Source organism: Aridibaculum aurantiacum (assembly GCF_017355875.1).
In the GTDB taxonomy this organism is placed as follows: domain Bacteria; phylum Bacteroidota; class Bacteroidia; order Chitinophagales; family Chitinophagaceae; genus Segetibacter; species Segetibacter aurantiacus.
Window position 1 is genome coordinate 260,817 of record NZ_JAFEWC010000002.1, and the last position, 20,568, is coordinate 281,384.

Sequence of the window (20,568 nt, forward strand, 5' to 3'; positions counted from 1 at the left end):
AGCCACATGAATGTTTATCTTAAATCTATAGTTATAGCGCTTTGCCTGTGCATAGCTTATACCGGTAGTGCGCAATCCCCCAATACTCCTATCACTGCTATAGGAACCATCATCGACATCAACAAAAAGCCTCTTGAAGGCGTGCAGATATACCTGCAGGAAAAAACTTCAGGAGTTGTTACAGGCACTGATGGAAAATTCTCCATCAAGTGTAACTCTACTGATGTTCTTATATTTAAAAAAGAAGGTTATAACACGCTTATCAAAAATGCCACTGCCTTTTTAGGAGGTGAAGTAATGATGATTGAAAGCCTTGTAGAGGCAGGAGATGATGACAATGTTTTTATTCCTTTTGGTGTGCGGAAGAAGCGTGCAGTTACTGCTTCTATCAGCACCATAAAAGGGACAGAACTGCCACAGCTTCCTCTTTCAACTCTTAATAATGCACTTGCAGGCAGGTTGCCGGGTTTGTATGTCAGGCAAATGGGTACTCGCCCGGGTACTGATGATGCAAACTTCCTTATCCGTGGCCGATCATCTTTTAACGATGGACAACAACCACTGGTACTGGTAGATGGTGTAGAAAGAGATTTTGCAAACATGGATATCAGCGAGATAGAAGGTATCAGTGTTTTAAAAGATGCTGCCTCACTTTCATGGTATGGTATGAGAGGAGCTAACGGCGTTATTTATGTAACTACCAAAAGAGGAAGCCCTACCTCTACGCGTGTTACACTTGATGTACAAGGTGGTGTGCAAACACCACAACATATGACAAGACCTTTGGACTCGTATACGTATGCTACCCTTGTAAACCAGGCTGCACAAAACGATGGCAATGCACCTCGTTACAACCAGGCTGCTCTGGATGCATATAAATCAGGTTCCAATCCTTACCTGTATCCTAACAATAATTTCGTTGATCAATTTATAAAACCTGCTGCACCTGTACAGCGTTATGTAGCTACAGTGAGTGGCGGTAATGCATTTGCTAAATATTATACTGTTCTAAGTTTTTTCAACCAGGACGGTTTGTACAAAGGAGCTAACAACGATAAGTACAACGCAAACACAAACTATAAGCGATACAACTTTCGCACTAATCTTAACCTGCACATCAATAAGTCGCTGGATGTGATATTGGATGTAGGTGGCCGTGTAGAAAATCTTCGTTATCCATTTTCAGGCAACGCAACTTTCCTAAACACCGTATATAATACACCGGCCAATGCATTTCCTATAAAGAACGAGAATGGCTCTTATGGTGGCAGTGCATTGTTTCGCAACAACCCGTTGGCTATGCTAAACGAGGATGGAAATGTAACAGACCTTTATAGAACATTGCTGGCAACTGTTGATGTAAGGCAGAAGCTTGACTTCATTACCAAAGGCCTTACTGCAAATGTTTTTTATACGTATGACATCAATGGTATGTACCAGTCGGGTTTCAACCAGTCGTATGAGGTGTATGAATTTTCACCTACTGGCTCGTCTGTGCGCTTTGGAAATAAAGCACCTCTTAGTTACAGGAACACAGGCTTCAGTGGCAACGAGAGGAGAAATGAATTTTGGGGAGGACTAGATTATGACCGCATGTTTGGTCAACACGACTTCAAGATTTCATCGCGTGTACAATCGGCTGTAAGTGCACAGCCAGGACGACTGGATAATACACGTCTGAACTTTGCTAACAGGGTGTCTTATAGCTTTAGGCAAAAATATTTTGCTGATCTGGTAGCTGCTTATTCTGGCTCACAGGTATTTGCACCTGGCAGGCGCTTTGGCTGGTTTCCTGCAGTATCAGCCGGTTGGATCATTTCTGAAGAGTCTTTCCTGAAGTCGGTTAAAGCTCTTGATTACTTAAAGCTACGTGCTTCTACAGGTACAGTAGGTAGCGATGCATTGGGTGTAAGAAGGTATCCTTACAGGAGCTACTTTACACGTGGTGGTGCACAGTATACATTTGGTACAGGTTATACATCTGTTGCTAATACTACAGAACTGGAACTCGCTAATCCAAATCTAACCTGGGAAAAAGCTATCAAGACAAGTGCGGGATTTGATGCAAAATTATTCCGCCAGTCTCTTAGCCTTACGTTCGACTATTTCCACGAAAGAAGAAATGACCTGCTGACTCCTGCACTGTTACCAAACGTGCTTGGACAAACAACAGTGAATGTGAATGAAGGAAAGGCAGAATACAAAGGTTTTGAAGCAGGTTTATTGTTCACCAAGAAAGTTGGTGCTTTCACCATCACATTGAATGGTAACTACACACATGCAAATAGTAAAATACTTGCAATAAATGAAGAGGCTGGTTTGCCTGAATACCAAAAACAAATAGGACAGCCTATTGGTAACATTGTGCATGGTAGTAACTTCTTACGCAGGTTCCTGATAGCAGAAGGTTTATTCCAGTCGCAGGCTGAAATTGATGCAGCACCTGTTCAGCGACTTTCCGGAACGGTGCGCCCTGGTGATATCCGCTACAAAGATGTAAACGGTGATGGCCAGATAGATTTTCTAGATTTTGTGATGACGGATTATACTGATATCCCGCCTACTTATTTTGGATTTGGATCTTCCATCAGCGTTAAGAATTTTGATATCTCTTTCCAGTTCCAAGGTATCAATGGGAGGTCAATTCAAATCAATGACCTGATCAATTCTGGTACAGCAGCTACAGGTTTTATCAACCAGTTTAGTGTAGATGCTTGGACGCCTTCAAATCCTACTGCCAAGTATCCGCGCCTAACCTCTGGTGACCGCGGAAACAATACAGCCAATTCAACCTTCTGGATACGTTCTGGCGACTACATGCGACTAAAGGCTGCTGAGGTTGGTTATTCTCTTCCAGCATCTACGCTTAAGAGAATGAACATTCGTTCTGCACGTGTATATATAAGTGGGTTCAACCTGCTTACGTTTAGCAAGCTGAAGGATTTGCCTATAGACCCGGAAATGCCTACAACTGGTTATGGCTCTAATTACCCTTACCTGAAAACTTTTGCCGCAGGCCTAACCCTCAACTTTTAACCCTAATCAAGTAATTGGATATGAAAAATATGAAGCAAAGACTTTGGTTACTCCTGGTACCGGTAACACTATTCGCCTGCAAAAAGAATTTCCTGCAGGATGGTAGTACTACAGAAGGAGCAATTACTGAAGAGCAGGTTTGGGGTAATGATAGCTATACCCGTGGCTTTATCAACAATGCCTATTTCCATGTTCCTTCAGGATTTGATATGGATGGTGATGGCGCTATGCTGGCATCAGGTTCAGATGAGGCAGTTAATTCAAACTTGAATTCCTCTATCAATATTTTCAACAATGGTACATGGGCACCTGTACGCACAGTCAACAACATATATGCAGACATGTATGAAGGACTGCGCAAGGTGAACCTGTTCCTGGAGAAAGTACCTACAGCTGTGCTTATACCTACAGCAGAGCTTACTACCATGACGCCTGCAGATACCGGCTATGCCGCACAACTGAACCGTTTAAGAGGTGAAGCATTTTTCCTGAGAGGGATGTTCTTTTTTGAATTGGTGAAAAGGTATGGTGGTGTGCCGTTGGTTACAAGAGTGCTTAGTCCAAATGAGAACCTTAACCTGCCTCGTAATTCGTTCGAGGAATGCGTAGCACAGGTGGTGAAAGATTGTGATTCTGCTATAGCACATCTACCTACCTGGACCCAATCGTGGAATACACAAAACAGGGGACGTGCTACTAAAACCGCAGCACTTGCGCTAAAAGCAAGGATGTTGCTGTATGCAGCCAGTCCACTTTTTAATACTACCAATGATGCCAGCAAATGGCAGGCAGCAGCCAACGTAGCAAAAGCTGTGATTGATAGTAACAAGCATTCGTTGATGACTAACTACACCAATATCTTCAACTTTGGTGCTGCGCAATACAACAACGAAGTAATATTTGCTACCCAGGCTTTGAACAGGAACGACATTGAGATAAACAATGCACCCATTGGTTATGATGGAGCCAAAGGCCGCACCAATCCTACACAAGAGTTTGTAGATGCTTTTGAAATGACAAATGGCAGATCCATTTCTGATGCTGCTTCAGGTTATAATCCAAACAATCCATACAACCAGCGCGATCCAAGATTGGCGCTTACGGTAAACTTCAATGGTCGTTCTTTTAAAGGACGCGCTGTAGAGACGTTTGTAGGTGGTGCAGATGGATTAGACAAAAATGTGAATGCAACAAAGACTGGTTACTACATGCGCAAGTTCTTAAGCGAAGCTGCTACATGGAACCAGGTTTCTAATACAAACGCACGCAGGCCATGGGTGGTGCTTCGCTATGCTGAAGTACTGTTGAATTATGCTGAAGCACTGAATGAGGCACAAGGTCCGGTAGCGGATGTATACAAGTATGTAAACATGGTAAGGCAACGTAGTGGTGTGGGTATGCCTGCACTACCAGCTGGATTAAATAAAGAACAGATGCGTGCCCGTATACACAATGAGCGCCGAGTAGAGCTTTGCTTTGAAGGACATCGCTTCTTCGATGTGCGCAGGTGGAAATTGGCTGATGTGTTTTTCAACAGATCTGTGAGCGGAATGCGCATCACACCCAATACCAATGGCACATTTAACTATACCAGGTTTACAGTGGAGTCGCGTGTGTTTTTTGAAAAGCACTACCTGTTTCCTTTTTCTCAAAATGATATGAACCGTCAGCCGGCATTGGTGCAGAACCCCGGCTACTAAGAAATTATACACTTGCTTAAAAAACTGATGGTATGAAGAAGTTTGGCAACCAGCCTCTTTATACCGTACGGGCAAGCTATGCTCTGATGCAAGAACATCACCATGATTTGTATGCTTAGCGTGCAGATCGTAAACCGGATAACAACACCATCCAAACCATCATCATTCAATAAGTAGAAACAAAGCATAACATGAAGTATTTAATTGTATTGGTCGCAGGGATTTTATTGGTGGCAGTAGGGTGTAAGAAAAACGACACGATTGCTCCGCCACCTACACAGCCTGTAAATCCTGCAGATACATCGCTGCAAAAGATGCTGCCATTTAAAGTAGGTGCTGCTGTAAATGTAAACCTGATGCAGAATAACACCAGGTATAACAATCTTGTAAAAGCAGAATTCAATAGCATAACCGCTGAAAATGCTATGAAGTTTGGAACGCTGCACCCGGGGCAGTTTACGTACAACTGGACGCAAGCTGATTATCTGGTATCATTTGCCCAGGCTAACAACAAACGGGTGCATGGTCATACGTTGATATGGCATCAATCTATTCCTGATTGGGTTACCAATTTTGCCGGTGACTCAACAGCATGGGAAAACTTAATGAAGACCCATATACAAACTGTTGTTACACATTATAAAGGAAAGGTAACCTCATGGGATGTAGTGAATGAAGCATTGAATGATGATGGCACTATGCGCAATAGCATCTGGCGCCAGAAGTTGGGAGACGATTACATAGCACGTTGCTTCCAGTATGCTCACCAGGCAGATCCGACTGCGCTTTTGTTCTACAACGATTATGGTCATGAGTACAGTGCTACTAAGCGCACAGCTATCAACAACTTGCTGGTAAGTTTAAAGAACAGGAATATCCCAATTCATGGTACTGGCATGCAGTTTCATACACGTTACAACCAGACGGATGCAAACATTGCTGCTGCCATCAACACAGCTGCTGCAACAGGTTTATTAGTGCATGTTTCTGAATTAGATATAGCCATGAATCCTGATAATGTGCAAGGCTTAGTGTTCACAGCCACTCTTGCCGAGCAGCAAGCTGCTAAATACAAATTCGTAGTAAGAACATTTAAAAACATTCCACAGGCTCAGCAGTTTGGTATTACTACCTGGAATGTTACCGATGGCGACTCATGGATACCAACTCAATATAATCGTCCTGACTGGCCACTGCCTTTTGATAGGAACTATGCCAGGAAACCTGCTTATTACGGTATGCTGGAAGGGGCCAAATAACGTGCTGCAGAAACAAGAAACTATTGCTCAATGAAGATCTGTTGTACAAGTGTGCGACGCAAGTAAAGCTGCATAGAATTTCTATGCTGGTACCATAAAGAAGAAAAAGAAAGATTAATGAAAGTTCAAATGAAATGGGTGCTGCTGCTACTGGTATTATGTAATGTGGCACAGGCGCAAAGTGATCTTATTCAAAATATTCATGGGCGCAAATTGCAAAGCCTGAATGGTCGCTGGAATTACATTATGGATCCTTATGAAATGGGATACTACAATTATCGTCATGAACCTTTTGACCAAACAGCAACTGGTAAGGGAGGTTTTTATGAGGCGCTGAATCCAAAGGATAAAACAGAATTGATAGAATACAATTTTGATGTAGCACCCACGCTGGATGTACCCGGTGATTGGAACTCGCAGGCAGATAAACTGGAGTTTTATGAAGGTACGATCTGGTACAGGCAAAAGTTCAATAGCAAGCCGCAGGCTAACAAGCGTTACATCTTGTATTTCGCTGCTGTTAACTATGAGGCGCATGTATACCTCAACGGGAAGAAACTAGGAGTTCATAAAGGTGGCTTCACTCCATTCCAGTTTGATGTAACAGGTAAGCTGAAAGAGGGTGAAAATTTTGTGGTAGTAAAAGCAGACAACACACGCAAGCAAGATGAGATACCTACCGTAAACACTGACTGGTGGAACTATGGCGGCATTACGCGTGATGTATACCTGGCTGAATTGCCTGCATCGTATATATCTGATTACAAGATCCAGTTAGCAAAGTCAAATCCAAAATTGATAGAAGGATATGTGCAGTTGGCAGGTGCTAATAAACAGCAGTCAGTATTGATAAACATACCAGAAGCAGGAATAACCACGCGTGTAACAACAGACACATCGGGAAGAGCTACCATCAATATTCCTGTAAAGAACATGGTCTATTGGTCGCCTGAAGTGCCAAAGCTTTACAATGTTTCTATTGCTTCTAATACTGATACACTTAATGATCGCATTGGATTTAGAACCATAGAAGTAGTGGGACAAAACATATTGCTGAATGGTAAATCCATTTACCTGCGCGGTATTTCTATGCACGATGAAAATCCGCTTATTCCTGGTCGTCTTCGTGGGCAGGGTGATATACGTATGATGCTGGGATGGGCCAAAGAACTGAACTGTAATTATGTTCGGCTGGCACACTACACGCACAACGAAGAGATGATGCGTGCCGCTGATGAGATGGGATTGCTGGTATGGGCTGAAGTGCCTGTATACTGGACTATTTCCTGGAACAATCCTGACACGTACAAGAATGCACAACAACAGCTAAGCGATATGATCATGCGCGACAAGAACAGGGCAAGCGTGATCGTGTGGTCTATAGGTAACGAAACACCACTCAGTGAGCCACGTCACCAGTTCATGGGAAATCTTGCTGCACATACACGTTCACTTGATAATACAAGATTGGTTGCTGCGGCTTTGGAGCTTCATAGAAATGGCAACGAAGTAATAGTGGATGATCCGCTGGGTGAAAAAATTGACCTGGTAAGCTTCAATGAATATGCAGGCTGGTATTGGGGTGGAACACCAAAAGAAATTACCAAGTACCACTTCAACATAAAGTACAAGAAGCCGGTGGTAATATCAGAGTTTGGTGGCGAAGCACTGGAAGGTTTTCATGGTGATGAAGACACACGCTGGACCGAAGAGTGGCAGGAGGCAATGTATGTAAACCAGATAAAGATGTTATCGACCATAGAAGGTCTGCGTGGAATGACACCGTGGATCTTGGTAGACTTCAAATCGCCTCGCAGGCAGCATCCTTACTTCCAGGATTTCTGGAACAGGAAAGGTGTGATATCAGCATTGGGTAAAAAGAAGAAAGCTTTTTATGTGTTGAAGAATTACTACGACCAGATGCAGTTGAAGTACAGGTAGCTTATACAATTACACTCAGAAAGAGATCGATTTCAAAATACAAAAACAATAAAAGTTGCTTATGAAAAGAGGATTACTATTTGCCTGCATGTTATCAGCGATGACATCATTTGGACAATCGTTCACGCCTGGAAACCTCGTGGTTTACCGGTATGGTGATGGACAGGCGGCATTGCCTGCAAGCACCACAGTTCCTGTATATCTTGATGAATATACACCCACCGGAACTTTGGTTCGTACACGCGTTATACCTACTACGGACAATGGTGCCAACCACAAGCTTACAGGTATAGCTAAACTATCTAATGGTACTTACCAGCAAGAAGGTATATCTACACTTTCACAAGATGGTAAGTACATCACCATCTTTGGTTACAACCAGGCACCTGGTGGTGTAGTTCCTGCTACAAGCGATGCTTTTGTTGTAGGCATTGTAGCTGCAGATGGTAGCTACAATAGCACCACTACATTATCTAACGAACCTACTGTAGGCTTGGGTTCTCCACGTTCGGCTGTAACAAAAGACAACAATATTTGGGCGAATGGTTTCCAGAATGGTGTTCGTTATACCACGCTTGGCAGCAATACTTCTACCAGGGTATCTACGCAGCAAAATGCTCCAAGAACATTAACCATGTTCAACGATGCTTTGTATGCGCCAATCGGTAACAGCGCTAACCTGGCAGTAGCAGATCCTGCTCCTACTACTTCTACTACTTTTACTACTCATGCTGTATCAGCACCAACTCCTACTGCTAACCAGGTTGCCCTGTTTTATGTAGGCGGAAGGCTTAGGTTATACATAGCTGATGATGGCGCAACCACAGGTAGTACCATCAGGAGATATTACATGAAGGATGCAGGCAGCACCTGGGTAGCTGATGGCACCATTTCTACTGCATCTACAGCTTTTGTGAAAAGCGTAGTTTGTGTAGCATCTGAGTCTGGAAGCAATACAGTAGTAGATGTTTATGCTACTACATGGGGTAATGATGGCAACGGAACAGAGTCATCTAAACTGTTGCATTTTCAAGATACTTATGTAACCGCATCGCCTAAAAATGCACCAAGTACAACGCCTGTTACAGTACTTGCCACTGCACCTTCTAATACATTGTTCAGAAGTGTCACATTGGCTCCAATCAATAGTTCTTCTATAGGTACTGCTATTCTTCCTTTATCGCTGAAGTCTTTCAATGCAGCTGTTGATGGCAAGCATGTAAAGATCTGGTGGAATACAACCAATGAAGTGAATACAAAAGATTTTACAATTGAAAGAAGTGCTGATGCGGTTTCTTTTGAAAGAATAGGAACACAAGTAGCAAACAACAGGCAACAAGAGAATGCTTATTCTTTCATCGATTTTACCAATACGCATGCAGTAGTTTATTATCGTCTAAAAATGAATGATAAGGATGGTAAGTTCTCATTCAGCCCTGTTATTCGTGTTGCATTGAACAAGATCAATAAAACACTTTCTGTTGCTCCAAATCCTGTTGTAGGCTCTTCAATGAATGTATCGCACGATAAAGCAGGTAAGGGTGCTACATTGAAAGTTGTTTCTTTAGATGGTCGTGTAATGCAAAGCATGCAGGTACAGGAAGGAGCTACTCAAACAGTAGTACTACTAAATCAACTGTCAAAAGGAAATTACATAGTTGAGCTTTCTGATGCTTCAGGTAAACAGATAACTACCATAGTTAAACAATAAAAAGTAATCCCCATACTCAGTGGTACCCGGTAGAATTCACTTCCGGGTAACCACACGAGTATTACTAGCACCTCTTACCTACAAGATGAATATGATACGCGTAAAAAACTTTGCAGGAAAAACATTACGTACAACTGTTAGTGTGGCATGTATATGCATGGCCACAGGATTGTTGAATGATGCAAACAGCCAGGCTGCTGCAGAATATTCTTTGCAAGTAGAGTCAATGGTGCCGAATAGTTCGCAGAAAAAATACGGAGAGTGGAAGTGGTATCCTACACGATCAATGGAAACATTGAAAGGTTATAAGCCTGTAAAAGTTAAGCAGGATAAGTATGGAGGCAGGTTGGATAAAAAGGCAAATGCTACAGGATTTTTTAGGACTGAAAAAATAGACGGACGTTGGTGGATAATAGATCCGGATGGACACCTGCTGGTGAACATAGCTTTGAATAATATAGCTACTGGCGGATCAGATAGCAGTAACCAGTTGCTGACAAACACCTACAGCAACAAAAAGAATTGGGCTGCTAAAACAAAGCAACAGATCAATGCGCTTGGATATAATGGACTGGGAGCATGGTCAGATAATGACAATTTTCTTCAACTGGCAGACCAGGAAACGAAGCCGCTATCTTATACGATTATCAAAGGGTTTATGAGCGATTATGGTAAAAAGCGCGGAGGTACTTACCAGCTTCCGGGCCACACAGGCTATCCTGATAATACCATATTTGTTTTCGACCCTGAATTTGAAATCTTTTGTGATGAGTACGCTAAACAACTAGCTAAATACAAAGATGACAAGCATCTGTTAGGTTATTTCTCCGATAATGAAATGCCTTTCCAGCGGCTTTCACTAGACAGGTATTTAGCTAAAAAAGATACAAACGATCATGGGCATTTAGCTGCTAAAAAATGGCTGCTTGAAAAAGGCCTGGACGTAAAAAACATTAACGATAAAGAACGAAATGCGTTCTTAGGATTTATGGCAGACCGATATTATTCTATCGTTTCAAAAGCCATAAAAAAATACGACCCTAATCATATGTATTTAGGTAGTCGTTTTCATTCTTACGAAAAAAAGGTACCTGAAGTGTTTAGAGCTGCAGGAAAATATATAGACGTTATTGCAATCAATTATTACCGCGAATGGACACCACTGCAGGAAGATGTAGTGAACTGGGAAGCATGGAGTGGTCGACCTTTCATCATTACCGAATGGTATACCAAAGGCGAAGACAGCGGTATGCCAAATTACTCAGGAGCAGGTTGGATAGTGCGCACACAAAAAGACCGTGGACTCTTCTACCAAAATTTTGCATTAGCACTTCTTGAATCAAAGAACTGCGTAGGTTTTCATTGGTTCAAATACCAGGACAATGATCCTACCAATACTAAAGTTGATCCATCTAATACCGACTCGAATAAAGGTATTGTAACCTTAGGCTATAAAGAGTATACAGGTATGACAGACAAAATGAAGGAGTTGAACACAAACGTGTATTCACTGATCGACTTCTTTGATAAGCGCAATAAAAAAGCAGTGGCCGCAAAAAAATAATTCACAACAACAGGGGGATAAGCAGAACAGTTTCATTATGTATAAGTGTAAAACATTCATGCTGGCAACATTGCTGGTATTGGGCAGTGCATCTATAGCACAAAAGAAAGTTATAGCTACGAAGAAGACTATTGATCAACGTGTGGATTCTGTAATGAAGCTGATGACGTTGGAAGAAAAGATCGGTCAGCTGAACCAGTATTCAAGTAAAGATGAAGTGACGGGTCCAATGAGCGACAATGGTAGCCGTAAGCAACAACTGGTAGCTGGCAAAGTAGGCTCTATGCTGAATGTGCGCGGTGCAGAACGTACCCGTAAAGTGCAGGAGCAGGCAATGCAGTCAAGATTGAGGATACCGCTGCTGTTTGGGCAGGATGTTATTCATGGTTACAAAACAACCTTTCCAATACCGCTTGCTGAAGTAGCGAGCTGGGATATGCAAGCCATAGAAATGGGCAGCCGCATTGCAGCTATAGAAGGCGCTGCGGCAGGTTTACATTGGACGTTTGCTCCTATGGTAGATATAAGCCGCGACCCACGCTGGGGACGCGTAATGGAAGGCGCAGGTGAAGATACTTACCTGGGAAGTATGGTTGCAAAAGCGCGTGTAAAAGGTTTCCAGGGAACCAATACGGGCAAGCTTGATGAGATGCTTGCGTGTGCCAAACACTTTGCTGCATACGGAGCAGCAGCTGGCGGAAGAGATTATAATTCAGTAGATGTAAGTGAGCGCACATTGTGGGAGGTTTACCTGCCACCTTTTAAGGCAGCAGTAGATGCGGGTGCAGCTACGTTTATGAATTCTTTCAACGACATCAATGGAGTACCCGCTACTGGCAACAAGTACTTGCAGCGCGACATATTGAAAGAAAAATGGGGCTTCAAAGGATTTGTAGTAAGCGATTGGGGTTCTATTTCAGAAATGGTAGATCATGGTTATGTAAAAGATAAAAAAGATGCTGCCCTTTCTGCTTTGTCAGCAGGTAGCGATATGGATATGGAAGGTCAGGCTTACTTGCCACACCTTGCCACATTAGTTAAAGAAGGGAAAGTACCCGTTGCACTTATTGACGATGCTGTAAAGCGTATCCTTCGCAAGAAGTTTGAGCTTGGTTTATTTGATGATCCCTTCAGGTTTAGTAACGAGGCAAGAGAGCAACAACAACTCAACAACCCGCAACACCGAATAGCAGCAAGAGAGATGGCTGAAAAGAGTATCGTGCTGATGAAGAATGAAAAGAACATTTTACCGCTAAGCAAGAACATAAAGAAGCTGGCTATAATAGGGCCATTGGCCAAAAGTGAAGAAGATATGCTTGGATTCTGGAACGTAGCCTGGCCTGATAACAGCGATGTGGTAACGCAGTACGAAGGTCTGCAGAACAAGCTGGGTAACAACACAGAGCTACTGTATGCACAAGGTTGTGGTATCACCGATACATCACGTGCAGGTTTTGCTGAAGCCATTGCAGCTGCCTTACAAGCCGAAGTGGTAATAGTGAGCGTGGGTGAAGCAAGAGACATGAGTGGAGAAGCTAACAGCCGTGCGAACATTCACTTACCCGGTGTGCAGGAGGAGTTGCTGAAAGCAATACATGCTACAGGCAAACCAATAGTTGTACTCATTAATGCAGGTCGCCCGTTGGTCTTCAACTGGACAGCCGATAATGTGCCTGCCATTCTTTACACCTGGTGGTTAGGTAGTGAAGCTGGTAACGCTATTGCAAATGTTTTGTTGGGTGATTATAATCCTGGAGGCAAATTGCCTATGACATTTCCCCGTGGCGAAGGTCAAATTCCTATTCACTACAACTACCTGAATACTGGCCGTCCTTCACCTGATAATGATACCCATGCCCGCTACCGCTCCGGCTATATAGATATGGTGAAATCGCCTAAATATGCATTTGGTCATGGCCTTAGCTATACCACTTTTACCTATAGTAACCTGCAAATGAGCAAGCCAACTCTGGCGGCTAATGATTCTATTATCGTTCAGTTTACGCTCACTAATAGTGGTAAGGTAGCTGGCGAAGAAGTGGCGCAACTATACCTGCGCGATGAAGTAGCAAGCGTAGTACGCCCGGTGAAGGAACTAAAAGATTTTACCAAGCTGATGTTGCAGCCAGGCGAAAGCCGCACCATTCGTTTTGTTATCAATAAAGAGAAGCTGTCTTTTTACAACCAACAATTAGAATGGGCTGCCGAACCGGGAACTTTTCAATTGATGATAGGGAGCGCAAGTAATGATATCAGGTTACAATCAAAGTTTGAGCTTCAGTAAATAACAGTAGAGTATAATTCAAAAAGAAAAAATAAACCACAGCAGCAAATCAAGGTGTGGTTGTTACAAATGGATTAATAACTAATGCCTGCCTATGCAGGCATTAGTTATTTAAGCAGTAAGGTTCCTGAATATTTCTTCTAAGCTTCCACCTTCGGTTTGAAGCGAAACAATATTAAGATTATGATGGAGTGCCAGTTCAAGCAACTGCTTGCGAACTTGTCCTTCATCAGGTGATTGTATGCGCCACGAGTAAGTATTAATCTTTTCAACTGATTGAACATGCTTCATCCGTTGTAGCCACTCCGCTTCCAGTGGTTCTCTAAAGGTGACACGAATGGTGTTGGAGTGAGCACGCTGTTGCAGATTAGCAAGTGTGTCGTTTGCCACCATTTTGCCTTTGTTGATGATAATTACCCGGTCGCAGATGGCTTGTACTTCCTGCAGTATATGCGATGAGAATAGAACAGTTTTATGTTGCCCCTGGTCTTTTATCACCTTTCTTATTTCCAATATCTGGTTGGGGTCAAGACCTGTTGTAGGTTCATCCAGTATTAGCACTTCAGGATTATGAATAAGCGAGGCTGCAAGTCCAACACGTTGTTTATAACCTTTGGATAGTTGCCCTACTTTTTTGCGTTGCTCCACGGTCAGCCCTGTAAGTTCAATTACATCTTTTATCCGCAGCTTGGTCTCCTTCACTTTATGAATGCCTGCTATAAATTCCAGGTACTCCTTTATGTACATGTCATAGTACAGGGGATTGGCTTCGGGCAGGTAACCAATACGCTGTTTCGTAGCTATAGGGTCATCCGCCACATTTATACCACCCACATGTACTGTCCCTGCATCAGGCACCAGGTAGCCAGTGATCATTTTCATGGTGGTAGATTTACCTGCACCATTGGGTCCTAAAAAACCGACTATCTCACCTTTATTCACCGAAAAAGATATATGGTCTACAGCTACTTGTTCACCATATTTTTTCAAAAGGTCTTTTACTACTATAGACATCCGGGCAGAAAGATTTTCAGTAAGAATTTATTTTCCTAAAAACAATAACAACAAACCAGCCGCAAAAGTAATGACAAGAATAAGTAGTATAAAGAACGTAAGAACATTCAGAGCGTTCATAGTTTTTATTCTTCCTGGCTCTTCTTCCAGATCTTTTTCATCGCGGCTATACCATTTAAAAATAGAAACGAGCATGTTATTGATGCTTTCCAAACTGCCATGAAAACCGTACGACAAGATGATCTTCAATAAGGCAAAAGCCCCGAAAGTCATCCATAGGTATTTGTAATATTTGGCTAGTAAATCGAGTAACATTATCTGGTAATTTCCATTCTATTCTAATTGTTCATCTGTATAAAAACAATTAAGCCAGCCTGCAAACTTACTGCTTAATTATACAATGCAGCAGGTAGTGGCTTTCCGGGTTCTCTGAAAGCATCAGGAACATTACCAGTTTATAAAGCCGAAAACATCTTCCTAAACTGCGTTGGCTCTAGTTTAATGGACAAACCGCTGTGTGTTGAATATGAATAATTTGTATCTACTAGCAGGTTGAAATCGAACTATAGAATACCCTTTGGTGAAACCTCATTCATTTCATAGGTTTGTTAGTAGCCAAAAATGAAACACACATGAGTTATCCTTACCAGATCAAGTCTTTGGAACAATACTATGAGCAATATGAAAAAAGCGTTCAGGATCCGGAAGGCTTTTGGAGCGAAATAGCCAGCCATTTTGTTTGGCGCAAAAAATGGGATAAAGTGCTGGAGTGGAATTTTGAAGAGCCACGTGTAGAGTGGTTCAAAGGAGCAAAACTGAACATAACTGAAAATTGTCTTGACCGTCACCTTGCTGATAAAGGCGAACAACCTGCGCTGATGTGGGAGCCTAATGATCCCGAAAACCATCACAGGGTCTTTACCTACAACCGGTTGTATGAGCATGTTTGTAAGTTTTGCCATGTTTTAGCCAACAATGGCGTGAAGAAAGGTGACAGGGTATTGATATACATGCCTATGATTCCACGCCTTGCTATTGCAGTGCTGGCATGTGCCCGTATCGGTGCCATACACAGCGTGGTTTTTGGTGGCTTCAGCGCGCAAAGCATTTCCGATAGATTACGCGATGCTAGAGCTGAATTTATCATTACCAGCGATGGTGCTTTCCGCGGACAGAAAGACATTCCCCTCAAAAGTATCATTGACGATGCCCTGATAGGGGTTGATTTTGTAAAAAAAGTAATAGTAGCCACTCGTACTCGCATACCGGTAAGTATGCTCAAAGGTCGCGACGTATGGTGGGAAGATGAATTTGAAAAAGTAGAGACTTTAGGTTTGAGCGATTTTCCTGCCGTAGAGATGGATGCGGAAGATCCTTTATTCATATTATATACATCGGGTTCTACCGGCAAGCCAAAAGGAGTGGTGCATACCTGTGGAGGATATATGGTTTATACTAATTATACCTTCATAAACACCTTCCAGTACCAGCCCGGCGATGTTCATTTTTGTACTGCAGACATTGGATGGATAACAGGACACAGCTATATTGTATATGGTCCTCTCAGTGCCGGAGCTACTTCGCTTATGTTTGAAGGTATTCCTACCTGGCCAGATGCAGGAAGGTTCTGGAGTATTGTGCAGAAGTACAACGTGAATATTTTATATACCGCACCTACCGCTATCCGTAGCCTGATGAGCTATGGCAAAGATCCCCTGGAAGGCAAAAACTTAAGTAGCCTGAGAATACTAGGTACCGTGGGTGAACCTATAAATGAAGAAGCCTGGAACTGGTACTACGAGAACATTGGTAATAAAAAGTGTCCCATCGTAGATACCTGGTGGCAAACCGAGACAGCCGGCATCCTCATTACAAATCTTGCAGGTGTAACGCCAGCCAAAGCAGGATGGGCAACTTTGCCTATGCCGGGATTGCAACCAGTATTGGTAGATGAAAAAGGAAATGAGATTGAGGAAACCGAAGCAAGCGGCAACCTTTGTATAAAGTTCCCGTGGCCAGGGATATTGCGCACTACCTACGGCGACCACGAAAGATGCAGGACAGCCTATTTTTCTGCTTACCCTGGCTATTACTTTACTGGTGATGGCGCTTTGCGCGATGCAAATGGAAATTACAAGATCACTGGGCGTGTAGATGATGTACTAAACGTAAGTGGCCACCGTATTGGTACCGCTGAAGTGGAAAATGCCATCAACATGCACGCAGGTGTGGTAGAAAGTGCCGTGGTAGGTTACCCGCACGATGTAAAAGGACAAGGAATTTATGCATACGTAATACTTTCAGGTAAACACCTGGACGAAGAGCATACGCGTAATGATATAAATATGACTGTTTCTCGCATTATTGGTCCAATAGCCAAACCTGATAAGATCCAGTTTGTAACCAATCTGCCGAAGACAAGAAGCGGAAAGATCATGCGTCGCATACTCAGAAAAATAGCTGAAAACGAGCTGGGAAGTTTTGGCGATACATCCACTTTATTGGATCCTGGTGTGGTAGAAGAAATAGTGCAGGGAAAATTGTAAGAAAATACCACTTACAAATTTTCAAGCAAAAGCTTTCTTTTCTTCTTCATTATTAGGTATATAGGAGCCCAATTTTCATTTCATCATATTCACCACCTTACATATTTACATATATAGATTGATGCTGCATATTCTATCTATGTAAGGTTGTTGTTATGCAACCAGGCTTTGCACGTTGTAGGGGGCCTGCGTTCTGAAGAAATCCACATTTTTACCGGAAAAAATAAAATTCTACCTAATGCAGCATAATTTATTCTCCATTTGTCAACTTTAATCTTTTGTAAACATTTCCACTTATATTGCGAACCTTCTAAACAAATCAATGCATCATGAGAAAACTAGTCTTGTTTGTGTTGTGTATGGCTATGATTGGATCACAGCTATTTGCACAAACCCGGTCTCTTACAGGCCGGATTACCGATGAAGCAGGTAATCCGCTGGTAGGAGCAACCGTTTCCGTAGTAGGTGCTACCCGTACCTCTACAACCACCAATGCTTCAGGTGTGTACACCCTTACAGTTCCTGCCAATGCACGCGAACTGGAAGTAACTTATGTAGGTTTTACCACGAGGAGGATTGCTATTGAAGCAGGTACCACCCAGAATGTAAGTCTTACAGCAGCCACAGGTAGCTTAGGCGATGTGGTAGTTACAGGTTATACCCGGGAGAAAAAAACACAGTTTGCCGGTGCTGCAACAGCTATTAGTGCTAAAGCAGTAGAACTTGTACCGGTAGGTTCATTTGACCAGGCTCTACAAGGTCGTGCACCGGGTATGTTGGTTAACTCAGGATCAGGTCAGCCTGGTTCTAGTCCAAACATCATCATCCGTGGTGTACAATCAATCCAGGGTGCTGGTGCTCAGCCACTCTATATATTAGATGGAGTACCTATTCCTGCTGGTGATTTCCAAACAATTAACCCGAACGATTTTGAATCGATCACTGTATTGAAAGATGCGGCTGCTGCTGCTCTTTATGGTGCTCGTGGTGGTACCGGTGTTATTGTTATCACTACCAAGAAAGGTCGTGCTGGCCAAACTAACTTTACTTTCCGTAGCCAATTAGGTTTCACCCAAGCTCCAAACCTGAACAATTTCGATTTGATGAACACAAACGAAATTCTTCAGTACGAAGAGCAACTTGGTCTTTCTGGTGCTCCAACCAACACTCCAGGTTGGACTTACAGCAAGCGCAATCCAGCTTATGCTAACCTTCCTGCTACTTCTCCAGCTAATAATCCTTGGGCTGCAAGCCAGGCTCGTTACGATGCTATGCTTGACAGTATCAGGAGAATTGATATGGATTGGCAGAAAATCTTCTTTAGAAGAGGTATCTCTCAAACGCATGAATTGAACATGAGCGGTGGTACAGAAAGAACAAGGTTCTTTATCTCTGCTGGTGTATTCGATCAGCAAGGTACTGACCTTAAATCTGCTCTGAAAAGATATACTACCAGGATCAACCTTGATCATACAGCTAATAAGCTGAATGTTCAGTGGAACACAACTGCGGGTTATTCTAAAACAACACTATCTGAAGGTGAGTGGCAGGGTAACTCTCCACGTAACTCATTCCAGATGGCTTTCCGTGCTAAGCCTTACGAAAATCCTTTCAAACCAGACGGTACTTACAACTGGGGTGCAAATACAACGCTTGCACTACGCCAGGTTGGTAACCTGTTAGAAGGTATTGAGAATACTACATGGGATTTGAACCAGATCAAGATCAACTCTGGTCTTACCGTTAATTACAAATTGTTCCCTACTGTTACATTAATGAACAGGTTGGGTGTTGACGTAAGAAGCGAATACCACCAGCGTTTTGTAAATCCAAATTCTTACATCGGTACCCTACAGCAGTTTGCTGATACAGCTACACTTGCTGGTGGTACAAATGCAGAGGCTTACCGTTTGATCACTCAATTGATCAATACTACAGGAGCTATCTACAACGAAAGATTTGGAACAAGACACGAAGTAGAAGTAGGTGCTTATTTTGAAGGTGTTAGAGGTTACCAAAAAGGTATGGGTTTCCAAATGTTTAGGTTAGACCCACGTCTTCCAGGTACAGGACAAGGTGCTGCTGCTTTACCAGTAGGTACTGCGCAAACTTTCCCTCAGTATGCATCTAGTGCATCTAGCGGATTTGGTATCAGGTCTTACTTCGCTACTGGTAGATATTCATTAGACAACAAGTATAGCTTCAACTTCAACTTGAGGCAGGATGGAACTTCTCGTATTGCTAACGAAGAAAACAGGGAGATCTTTACATGGTCTGCAGGTTTTGTATGGAACGCAATGCAAGAGCAGTTCATGAAAAATCAGAATATCTTCTCTGACCTGCGTTTCAGAGCATCTTATGGTATAGTACCTAACATTGGTAGTATCACTGTAGGTTCTTATGGTATCCCAGGTTCACTTTTAAGCGTTACTAACTTCCAGGGTCCTCAGTTACCTCAGTTCGGTGCTACAACTTATGCAGGTAGCACAGTTGGTGGTCTTGTACCATCTACACCAGGTAATCCAAACCTGAAAATTGAGAACATTCGCAAGACTAACATTGGTTTAGACTTCAGCATGTGGAGAAACAGGGCAAGGTTCAATGTGGATGTTTACAAAAACAAAACTGTTGACCTGTTCGTAAACCAGCCTTTGGCTGCAACAACCGGTTTCGGTAATACTTCTACACCTATCAATGCCGGTACAATGACCAACAGAGGTATCGAGCTACAGGTGTCTGTAGATGTAGTTAAAACAAGAAACTTTGATCTGACTCTTGGTGGAAACCATTCAATCAACGTCAACAGGATCGAAGATCTTGGATTGGTTAATGAATATCAACTAGGTACTTTCATCATCAGACCAGGTCTTCCATACGGTAGCCACTACACTTACGATTACCAAGGTGCAGATCCTGCTACTGGTCGTCCAACATACAAAACACTTGATGGTGGTATCACTACTGACCTGGCACGTGCTGGCCGTTTTGCACATTTCGGAACTTATCTTCCTAAGCATATCGGTGGTTTTACTGCTGATGTACGTTACAAAGCATTTACTATTAGCGCATTGTTCTCTTACCAGACTGGTTCAATCAGAAGCAACAACACTGAGAACTGGATCACAAGAGGAACTGCTGGTTACCATGCTTCTGTGAACGCTGCAAGAAGAATGCTTACTGACCAATGGCGTCAACCAGGTGATGTAGCTAAATATCAAAACCCACTTTACGACAGAGACTTTACTTCTGACGTATTGCAGGATGCAAGTTTCCTACGTTTCAGAAACCTGAACATTGGTTACCAAATACCAGCTATCGGGCCTGCTGCCAGGAGATACATCAAATCTGCACGTGTTTACATGCAAATGCAGAACGTATTCATCTGGAGCCCATGGCGTGGACCAGATCCAGAGGATAACAACAATATCAGCTTGAACGAGTTCCCTAATCCAAGGATGACCGTATTCGGAATTGATATTAATTTCTAAAAACAGTAACTGTTACTGGCATGAT

11 protein-coding genes are annotated in these 20,568 nt (G+C 42.8%); 9 read left to right on the top strand and 2 right to left on the bottom strand.

Going from position 1 to position 20,568, the window contains the following annotated elements; translation table 11 throughout:
- The first annotated feature begins 6 nt into the window (after positions 1–6).
- The 7 genes from J4N22_RS12730 (at position 7) to J4N22_RS12760 (ending at position 13,495) form a co-directional block, all read left to right on the top strand.
- The gene (locus J4N22_RS12730; protein ID WP_207495149.1) at positions 7–3,036 is read left to right on the top strand and encodes a SusC/RagA family TonB-linked outer membrane protein; all 3,030 of its coding nucleotides are present in this window, start codon (positions 7–9) and stop codon (positions 3,034–3,036) included.
- A gap of 29 nt (positions 3,037–3,065) precedes the next feature.
- Positions 3,066–4,736, top strand: coding sequence for a RagB/SusD family nutrient uptake outer membrane protein (locus J4N22_RS12735; protein WP_207495150.1), 1,671 nt, complete (start codon positions 3,066–3,068; stop codon positions 4,734–4,736).
- Positions 4,737–4,927: 191 nt separating this feature from the next.
- Complete coding sequence (locus tag J4N22_RS12740; RefSeq protein ID WP_207495151.1) at positions 4,928–5,995, top strand: endo-1,4-beta-xylanase; 1,068 nt, start codon at positions 4,928–4,930, stop codon at positions 5,993–5,995.
- Positions 5,996–6,112: 117 nt separating this feature from the next.
- Complete coding sequence (locus J4N22_RS12745) at positions 6,113–7,936, top strand: glycoside hydrolase family 2 protein (protein WP_207495152.1); 1,824 nt, start codon at positions 6,113–6,115, stop codon at positions 7,934–7,936.
- Positions 7,937–7,997: 61 nt separating this feature from the next.
- Positions 7,998–9,647 (top strand): T9SS type A sorting domain-containing protein, encoded by a 1,650-nt coding sequence (locus J4N22_RS12750; RefSeq protein WP_207495153.1) that lies wholly within the window; start codon positions 7,998–8,000, stop codon positions 9,645–9,647.
- 91 nt (positions 9,648–9,738) lie between these two features.
- Positions 9,739–11,211: a hypothetical protein gene (locus tag J4N22_RS12755; RefSeq protein ID WP_207495154.1), complete on the top strand. Its 1,473-nt coding sequence runs from the start codon at positions 9,739–9,741 to the stop codon at positions 11,209–11,211.
- A 37-nt stretch (positions 11,212–11,248) separates the two neighbouring features.
- A complete protein-coding gene (locus J4N22_RS12760; protein WP_242692213.1) occupies positions 11,249–13,495 on the top strand; it encodes a glycoside hydrolase family 3 N-terminal domain-containing protein in 2,247 nt (748 codons plus the stop codon).
- 111 nt (positions 13,496–13,606) lie between these two features.
- Here the strand turns inward: J4N22_RS12760 and gldA are convergent, their stop codons facing one another.
- Together gldA and J4N22_RS12770 are read right to left on the bottom strand one after the other, a co-directional pair.
- Positions 13,607–14,509, bottom strand: coding sequence for a gliding motility-associated ABC transporter ATP-binding subunit GldA (gldA, locus tag J4N22_RS12765; protein WP_207495156.1), 903 nt, complete (start codon positions 14,507–14,509; stop codon positions 13,607–13,609).
- Positions 14,510–14,536: 27 nt separating this feature from the next.
- Positions 14,537–14,824 (bottom strand): hypothetical protein, encoded by a 288-nt coding sequence (locus J4N22_RS12770; RefSeq protein WP_207495158.1) that lies wholly within the window; start codon positions 14,822–14,824, stop codon positions 14,537–14,539.
- A 317-nt stretch (positions 14,825–15,141) separates the two neighbouring features.
- Here J4N22_RS12770 and acs point away from each other — a divergent pair, with 317 nt between their 5' ends.
- Both acs and J4N22_RS12780 read left to right on the top strand, forming a co-directional pair.
- A complete protein-coding gene (acs, locus tag J4N22_RS12775) occupies positions 15,142–17,055 on the top strand; it encodes an acetate--CoA ligase (protein ID WP_207495160.1) in 1,914 nt (637 codons plus the stop codon).
- Positions 17,056–17,384: 329 nt separating this feature from the next.
- A complete protein-coding gene (locus J4N22_RS12780; protein ID WP_207495162.1) occupies positions 17,385–20,543 on the top strand; it encodes a SusC/RagA family TonB-linked outer membrane protein in 3,159 nt (1,052 codons plus the stop codon).
- The last annotated feature ends 25 nt before the right edge of the window (positions 20,544–20,568 follow it).